Here is a 7,671-nt window from a genome sequence, read left to right on the forward strand (position 1 = left end):
TGCCGCCATCCACGACCTGCGCTTTGGCAACCTGCTACATAGCGACCGCGAACGCGCCGCCGACATCTTCCACACCCACGACCCGCGCGAACCGATTCCTTTGCCGGATCATGTTGAGCACTTGTTTTTGGCCGGCACCCGCACCGTCGACAAAACGGCGACGAAACTGCGCAGTGATTTGCTGGTGACGCCGGCCAGTGCGCTGGCGGAGGACTATCCGGGATCGCATGGCGTCACGCGGGAGTTGCTGCATGGGGTTGATCATATGCAGTTGCTGCGGGATGAGGGGGTTTATGGGCGGCTGGGCAGATGGCTGGCCAACTGAGGCGCGTGACATATGCTTACCAAACTGAACTCGATCAAATGAAGGTATTAATATGTCTGCCACCGCAACCTTATCGAGCAAATACCGACTATCCATTCCCAAACAGATTCGGGAAGACCAGCATTGGGAAGTCGGGCAGGAATTCGCCTTTATCCCCAAGGGCAAGGGCGTATTGCTGATACCTGCGCCGGAGCGAGAACAGCTGGCTGGCATCGCAAAAGGGGCACGCACTACCAGTTACCGTGATCGGGAGGACCGCTCCTAGCTGAGATAAACTGCACCAAAAGCATGAACCGAACACGGGATAGGCTGCCAACCCTATCCCTAGTGACAACATCCTAGATCACACTTGCCATCTCAAGTGCCTCAAAATACAAACACTTGAGCTCAGCAAACTCTGCGCCACGACGTCCTGATCTTAATTCGCATAGAGTCACTATCAGCCGTCGCATCCTTCCCCCAAGTTGGTGGCGCAACCTCTGCAACCTCCCGGAGAATACGAACCGCATAGTGGGCATCATTCTCGCTCCTAGAAATCTCAAAACTCTCGCCCTCACGGGCCAACGTCGCCTTAAAATATCCAGTCATATGCGTCAAACGATACTCGTTCCTAGTACCCTTAGACTCGTGAAGCTTATTGTTATAGTAAACAAATCGAAATCGGCGCAGCTCGCCATTTTCATCAATACATTCTATCCAAGCATCAGGATTCTTAACCGCCGCATCTAAATGAGGAAGAATTCCAAGCAAATCCTTCTCGCCTTTTGGGATGAGAATTCCTCCTTGATGCCCACCCGTAGAACCAACATCATTTGCGCTAAGAATTTTTCTGAAGACTCTAATCTTCATGATTTCCTCGGAATCTTATCAAGCGCCTTCCTTATATCATCCGAATCGCGAGATGAGAATGACATGCTTTCATCAGCAAGCTCGCTCTTCCACTGGGATCTTGCCACCATAACCTCTTCAATAGTGTCTTTATAAAATAAACGATAGATAGTTACGACATCAGTCTGGCCTCGCCGATGAGCACGAGCACTAGCCTGAGCCTCAAGAGCGGGATTCCAAACAGGCGTAAAATGTATCACTACAGTTGCAGCGGTAATATTAAGTCCAGCACCAGCCGCTTTTGGATTCAGAACCATGCATGCAGGCCCTCCGTGATCAGAAAATGTGTCGATGATTTCCTGGCGGTCCTGCTGCGGTGTCGAACCATTGATCGATCCCCAATAAGCATTTGAAAGGCCACCAAAAGCCTCTCTTAGCAAATCCCCTACCCGATTAAAAATAGAAAAAACAATCACCTTCCTATTATTAGAAAAAGACTCCCTAACAAGATCAACAGCTCGCTCTATCTTTGCTGTGACCAAGGGCCGCGAGCCAATCCTATGAATATCTGCATCCTCAATGCCAGCGCCATCAATATCCATACAACGAAGCCAAGGATGCGCACAAAAAAGTTGCAACTGAAGAGTAGCAACCAAAGCGCCAGCAACGGGATACTTGGCAAGAGTCTCATTACGAACATTCAGATAATGCTCAACCAAGACATCGTCTAGATCAAGAGGCACATCGACATCAATACGATCAGGCAAATCACCTGCAACATCAGCGACCCTCCTCTTTAAAATTATAGGGTCTGTGATCTTTGAAAGAGCTTGGGCAGAATCAAGATCATCTGGATACTTCTGCTGGAACTCATGCCGGGAGCCAAGCAGTCCGGGAATGGCAAAGTCAGCAAGAGACCATAGATCAAGAAGACCATTCTCCACCGGCGTACCCGTCATCGGGATAGCTCTTCGGCGAGGAATATTCATAATTGCACACCGGCGATTTGAATCCGGGTTTTTTATAGCTTGCGCCTCATCGCAAATAACCCATGACCACTCTATTGAAGAGAAAATAGATAAGTCATTTACCATAGTATCGTAAGTGGTAATCACAACCTGAGCCTTCATAAGGTCTCGATAAATTCCGGCTCGCTCAGAGCCACGATGCACCATCAAGGTCATATCGCATGCGAAACGTGAGAACTCCCTCACCCAATTAGCAATGAGACTAGTGGGACATAGAATTAAGGCTGGGCTTTCATCGGAAGGCGAATCAAGCAAAAGAAGAGAAATTATCTGGATGGTTTTTCCTAGCCCCATTTCATCAGCAAGAATCAGTCCGCCTGTTTGACTGATAGTTTCTCGCATCCACGCAATACCGCGAGCCTGATAGGGGTAAAGTGTTGCGGAAAGACCGGGAATATAGATTTCATCAGGAAACACTTCAGCAGACACGCTACCCGGTCTAAAAAAATCATCGTCCGCTTCAAAAACAACCTCGGAATCTGACCTATTAATCAGACTGAGCGCATCACCGTAAGACAGGTTTTCTGGGTCAAGACCACGCAATAGCCCAAAAACTACTGCGACCACATCTCTAGGAAGGGGGCGAACTAAATTTCCATCCAATACCCATGCATGGCGATTACTGGGAGCAAAGCATAGAATCCTCCGCCCCCGAAACATTTTAACACCAGCCAGTCGCGCAACAATCCGCCCCCTCGCCCTGCTGACAACGACTATTGGATCAATAATTCTTTCCGAGATCGAAACTTCGCTCGGCAATAAACCACGAAGACTTTCCAATCCCTCTGGCAAGCTGGCGAAATCAGTCAACGGCAACATTCATAAATCCCTTGAGCTCTTCGATACTGAGCGGCACCGGAGATCTTGTGTGGACAGCTCGGTGACAGTTGGGACAAAGAGGAACCAAATCAAGGCGCGGATCGTAAAGGCGAATTCTCTCCTGGAGCGACAAAGGTTCAAGATGATGAACCTCAATAATCGACCCCGCATCCGCATAGAAGCGCCTAGGCTCTAAGCCACAAGCGAAACACTTTTCTCCATGAATACGAATACATAACAGCCGGTTACGCGGATTTCTCTCTCTTCTATTCACAACAGAGCGCGATACCGCACCTTCGAATGCCGGAGTAGCATCTAATACCTCCTCAGCAAGAAGGTCATATCCGATAAGCTCAGCCATGGCTGCCATCATCGGCACTATCACATTACGGCATGTGGCAACAATTGCAGAATCATCATGTGGCGAGTCCAAACCGCGAACCTTTGCCGTTATCCTAAACGAGCCATCAAGAACCTCCCAGCTCGCCATGTTCTGCCCGGGAATATCAACTTCCACATCCCCGCCAATAGAAGCGACCAAGGCTCGGGCAAGCTGAACATCCTCCTGGTCTGCTTTTTTTATTTGCTCTATAACATCACGAGAGAAGCTTCCAAAGGAGAGCTTAACCAAGTGCCCTTTAAGCCCATAAGGCACCAGCTCAGCCACAGGACCATGTCGATCATCAAGGTCTCCAAACCCAATTTTTAGTCCGGATCTAAGGCCGCCACGACTAGCGACCGCACGAATTGATGCGCCGGTCCCCAACTCAAGCTCTCGCCGAATAATCTCCCTTTTTTCTACAATCATCTCAATCGTCTTCAGAGCTCATTTCTTCAGGGTCCGGATCTTCAAAATTACGCAACAACTTATGAAGATTTCTCGAAACCTCGCTTCGAATATCCTCAAAAATGGGCTCCATTTCCTCATTTGTATTATTCTGCTCGGCAACAGCAAAAGCCCATAAAAGAATATCCATTCCTTCTACCGCGAAACCATTGGCCGCTGCGCGCCTGTATATTTTTTGATAAAAATCATGATGCTTATTTAATAGCACAGCTGGGACATAGCCACTTTCCGCTTTACTACGAAGCGCTGGCTGCCAAAGATCGCCCGTTGTAATGTCATCAACAGCCTCAACATAGACCGTGTCTGGGCTCACATTGCTTTGCACCGGCAACTTTAACTTTATCTTCGGACCAAGATTGTTCGATACGGTAGCGGATTGAGAATCTACATCAACAGAAGAAACCTGTGGTTTTGTAGTGCTCCCAGCATCTGCAATGTTTTTATTGGCACTGGTATGATCGATAACCCGAGAATTTACATGCTCTCGATTTTGTCTACGATATCGATTCCCTGCCTCTCGATAAATTGGCTGAAGCAAATGACGCAATCCATCTTCCAAATCAGGATGAAAAAGAATTCTGGATTTCTTAACATCTATTCGGAACGCATCATCGAGCCTGTGACAGAAATCAAACTCAATACGCAAAAGCGATGTATGCGGCTCAGGAGCACCAAAAACGTCTAGCCAGCTTCCATCCTGAATGAGCCTACCCTCTCGATATACATAGAAGCCCTGCGCTCGGTTAGAAATTCTGGCATGAATTCTTTCTTCTTCTTTCGTCATATCTCTTCTGTGCGGGAGAATCCACGCACGGATATTAGCCGTATCCTCACTGCCGTCAGGAAGCTCTACAATAAGCTTTTGTTTTGAAGGCGCAAGGACCTGTTCTGCCCGCTCAGGATAGAATGGATTCCAATGCTCAACCCGAGATTGGTTTATAAAAATATCAACATTCCTTTCACGGCTATCATGAACATCAAGAAATCGGTGGTAAACCAACGATAGATGTCTGGCTAAACTATCCGCAAGCCTACTAATGGCTGCCTTTTCTTTAGTGCCACCGGGGTCATAGTCTTTAGTCAGTATCCTGTCGCACTTCTCCCAAATGACTAGAGTCCCTTTTTCTCCACATAACTCCTCGAACATCTCAATCTCATCATCCGTGATCGACTCTTTCAGCATCTCCCACTGGCGCTTTTGAGCAACATGATCTAGGTCCCAGGCCAACTTTGCATATTCATGGTCACGCGACTTTCGAGAAATCAAGCTATACTTGCGACACACGGAGCTCGAGGCAGTTTTTAATCCCAGCCCAAACTTACCTAAACTTTGAAGATTCTCCCGCTCAGGTGCGCCATAACGCATTGCCTCATAAACGCCCTCCGCATCCATGCCATGGCCATTGTCACCAAAGTAAACAAACTTACGGCCATCTTCACGAAGTACAATTTCGATGTTTACCATATCTGCCATAGCCGCAATGGAATTATCTACGATATCAGCTGCGGCAGTTTTTACATTGTATCCCGTATCTCTAAGCCCAAATATGAGACGAGGCGCATCAGGTTCGTTTATTAATTTACTCACTATAAGCTCCTTAAATTTCGGGCCAACCCCACCACAGCCCGTTCCTTGTCTCACAGACCAGGCAAGATGCCTCCAAGGTTATCAATCTACATACGTTAAAAGATCTCTCACGCGGTTTTCTTGTATTTTTTTATGACAAGCAAGTCAGGCTCAGCCGCCCATCTTTCGTGATCCACGATATAAGGCTGCATGATTCTTGCGACCTCTCTGAAAGCGAGCATCACGACAGAGTTACCAAACTGCTTGTATGCGCGGGTATCCGATACCGGGATTCGGAATTCATCCGGAAATCCCATCAATCTGGCACATTCTCTTGGAGTGAGCCGCCGCGGACGCTTTCTTCCCCGTTTGATCAGGATTTCAGAACCATCCTTGTAGTATCTGGCCGAGAGTGTTCTTGCCACATCTTCAGGGCCAACCAGGCCAAAACCAAACCCGTTTCCTTGTGCTTTGTGCTTTTTCTTATAGTCCTGCAGGTACTTCCAGAGATTCGAAGTCAGGATGTATTTCTCATTTACGCTGCCGCGATCATGATCGAAGAACCTGCCTGCATCCCATTCCAGATAAGGCTCAGAGCCATCTTCCTTGTGCAATATATCCCCGAGACGGCGCGAGCCTTTTTCGGGCATCTGCAGCGCATCCCAGGAAAATGGCATCGGCTCACGGAACCCGACGATAGCTATCCGCTCTCGATGCTGCGGAACGAAGTGTTGGCCATCTATGACTTTCTCATACACATGGTACCCAAGCTCTTCTTCCAGCGTTTTCATAATGACTTTGAACGTATTCCCTTTGTCATGCGACTTCAGGTTCTTTACGTTTTCCAGAAGAAAGGCTTTCGGGCGTTTTTCCTTGATGATGCGTGCCACATCGAAGAACAACGTACCTTGAGTGTCGCAAGCAAAGCCATGCAATCGCCCCAAAGCGTTTTTCTTGGAAACTCCGGCGATGGAGAACGGCTGGCAAGGGAATCCAGCTAGCAGCACATCATGATCCGGGATGTCCTTCTCACTGATTTTGGTAATGTCGCCGTCCAGCTGGTGACTATCACCAAAATTGGCAAGATAAGTTCTTTGCGCGTAACTGTCCCACTCGCTGGTGAAAATGCATTGCCCGCCGATGGACTCAAAGGCCATTCTCAGCCCACCGATACCCGCAAACAGATCAATGAATGTGAACTCACCGGCAACCTGCGGCTTGTTGAAGGGCAGCAGCAGCTGGGTCAGGCGATCCGCCACGTAAGGCTTGGGTTCATTCTCGCGCAGCAGCCACCTGGTGAGTGTGCTGGCGTTGATTTCGAGGGCAGCAGCCAAGTCTCTGCGGGTGTAGACCTTGAGAGCCTCTTCAAGCTGCTGATATACGACATTGCTACTCACAAAGCCCTCCGCTGGGAATTTTTTGTGCATTCTGCATAGGATTCTTCCCAGCTTCAAGAATAGTGGCTCGCCATTTCCTGCCTGACACCCCGGCTTTCCACCGCGGGTGGTAGGCTTCGCCTAACTATCAAGCGGTTAGCCGCCATGACGGATATTGTCTCCCCCAAAACCCGCTCCAGAATGATGTCCGGCATCAAAGGCAAGGACACCCTGCCTGAGCGCCTGCTGCGAACAGAGCTCCATAAGCGCGGATTTCGCTACCGGCTCCATTACAAAGGCCTTCCGGGCAAGCCCGATCTGGTTCTGCCCCGCTTCAAGGCCATCATCCTGATTCATGGCTGCTTCTGGCACGGGCATAACTGCCACCTATTCAAGTGGCCCGGCACTCGCCCGGATTTCTGGAAAGCCAAGATCGACTCCAACCGCGTCAGAGACCAGAGGAATCTTGCCATTTATCATGAACGCGGTTGGCGAACACTGACTATATGGGAATGCTCACTGAAGGGCCGGACCCGGCTCGGCACCTACCAGGTTGCCGAAATCGCTGCTCGCTGGATCCAGTTCGACAGCCAGGACGCAGAGATCACTGGCGCACTCACACCGTGAATTACCAAGCTGGCTATTCCAAAAGCTCGACTGACCACCACGGCAGCTGAAACACCCCAAGGATAAACACCTCAGCCTGCCACCCAGGGGTTGACAGCCAGCCCCCTATCCCGGACTATCTTGCACCATCGTACCAATATGATATCCGGCAGCAGTCGAGCGTTCGCTCAGGAACCGGAAGTTCCGATAACAACAACAAGGAAATCGATGATGCGCCGCACCCGCTTGTACCCTGCCCTGCTGCTCGCCTGCCT

Annotated in this window: 7 protein-coding genes and 1 pseudogene; 3 read left to right on the forward strand and 5 right to left on the reverse strand. The window is 49.4% G+C overall.

Annotation, left to right across the window (positions count from 1 at the left end; translation table 11 throughout):
• A pseudogene (locus tag J1C54_RS15770) lies at positions 1 to 325 on the forward strand (hypothetical protein); the annotation flags it as partial.
• Positions 326 to 377: 52 nt separating this feature from the next.
• On the forward strand, positions 378 to 590 hold the full coding sequence (locus J1C54_RS15775) for an AbrB/MazE/SpoVT family DNA-binding domain-containing protein (RefSeq protein WP_229149806.1): 213 nt from the start codon (positions 378 to 380) through the stop codon (positions 588 to 590).
• 122 nt (positions 591 to 712) lie between these two features.
• Here J1C54_RS15775 and J1C54_RS15780 read toward each other — a convergent pair whose 3' ends face one another.
• The 5 genes from J1C54_RS15780 to dcm form a co-directional block, all read right to left on the reverse strand.
• Positions 713 to 1,174: an EcoRII N-terminal effector-binding domain-containing protein gene (locus J1C54_RS15780; protein ID WP_229149808.1), complete on the reverse strand. Its 462-nt coding sequence runs from the start codon at positions 1,172 to 1,174 to the stop codon at positions 713 to 715.
• Entirely contained in the window at positions 1,171 to 3,000 is a 1,830-nt protein-coding gene (locus J1C54_RS15785; RefSeq protein ID WP_229149810.1) for a DEAD/DEAH box helicase, read from the reverse strand. Before J1C54_RS15785 ends, J1C54_RS15780 begins: the two co-directional genes overlap by 4 nt.
• The gene (locus tag J1C54_RS15790; RefSeq protein ID WP_229149813.1) at positions 2,984 to 3,808 is read right to left on the reverse strand and encodes an HNH endonuclease; all 825 of its coding nucleotides are present in this window, start codon (positions 3,806 to 3,808) and stop codon (positions 2,984 to 2,986) included. Before J1C54_RS15790 ends, J1C54_RS15785 begins: the two co-directional genes overlap by 17 nt.
• A 1-nt stretch (position 3,809) precedes the next feature.
• Positions 3,810 to 5,435, reverse strand: a complete 1,626-nt coding sequence (locus J1C54_RS15795) for an ATP-binding protein (protein ID WP_229149814.1) — start codon at positions 5,433 to 5,435, stop codon at positions 3,810 to 3,812.
• A 107-nt stretch (positions 5,436 to 5,542) separates the two neighbouring features.
• A complete protein-coding gene (gene dcm, locus J1C54_RS15800; protein ID WP_304504415.1) occupies positions 5,543 to 6,868 on the reverse strand; it encodes a DNA (cytosine-5-)-methyltransferase in 1,326 nt (441 codons plus the stop codon).
• Between the two features lie 87 nt (positions 6,869 to 6,955).
• On the opposite strand from dcm, the gene J1C54_RS15805 reads away from it, so the two are divergent.
• Positions 6,956 to 7,417, forward strand: coding sequence for a very short patch repair endonuclease (locus J1C54_RS15805; RefSeq protein ID WP_229149815.1), 462 nt, complete (start codon positions 6,956 to 6,958; stop codon positions 7,415 to 7,417).
• The last annotated feature ends 254 nt before the right edge of the window (positions 7,418 to 7,671 follow it).

The organism is Alcanivorax sp. 1008 (assembly GCF_020667895.1).
GTDB lineage: Bacteria > Pseudomonadota > Gammaproteobacteria > Pseudomonadales > Alcanivoracaceae > PGZG01.

Coding starts and splice junctions, on each gene's coding strand:
- J1C54_RS15790 (WP_229149813.1), bottom strand. CDS start 3,808: ATGATTGTAGAAAAAAGGGAGATTATTCGGCGAGAGCTTGAGTTGGGG.
- J1C54_RS15785 (WP_229149810.1), bottom strand. CDS start 3,000: ATGTTGCCGTTGACTGATTTCGCCAGCTTGCCAGAGGGATTGGAAAGT.
- J1C54_RS15805 (WP_229149815.1), top strand. CDS start 6,956: ATGACGGATATTGTCTCCCCCAAAACCCGCTCCAGAATGATGTCCGGC.
- J1C54_RS15775 (WP_229149806.1), top strand. CDS start 378: ATGTCTGCCACCGCAACCTTATCGAGCAAATACCGACTATCCATTCCC.
- J1C54_RS15780 (WP_229149808.1), bottom strand. CDS start 1,174: ATGAAGATTAGAGTCTTCAGAAAAATTCTTAGCGCAAATGATGTTGGT.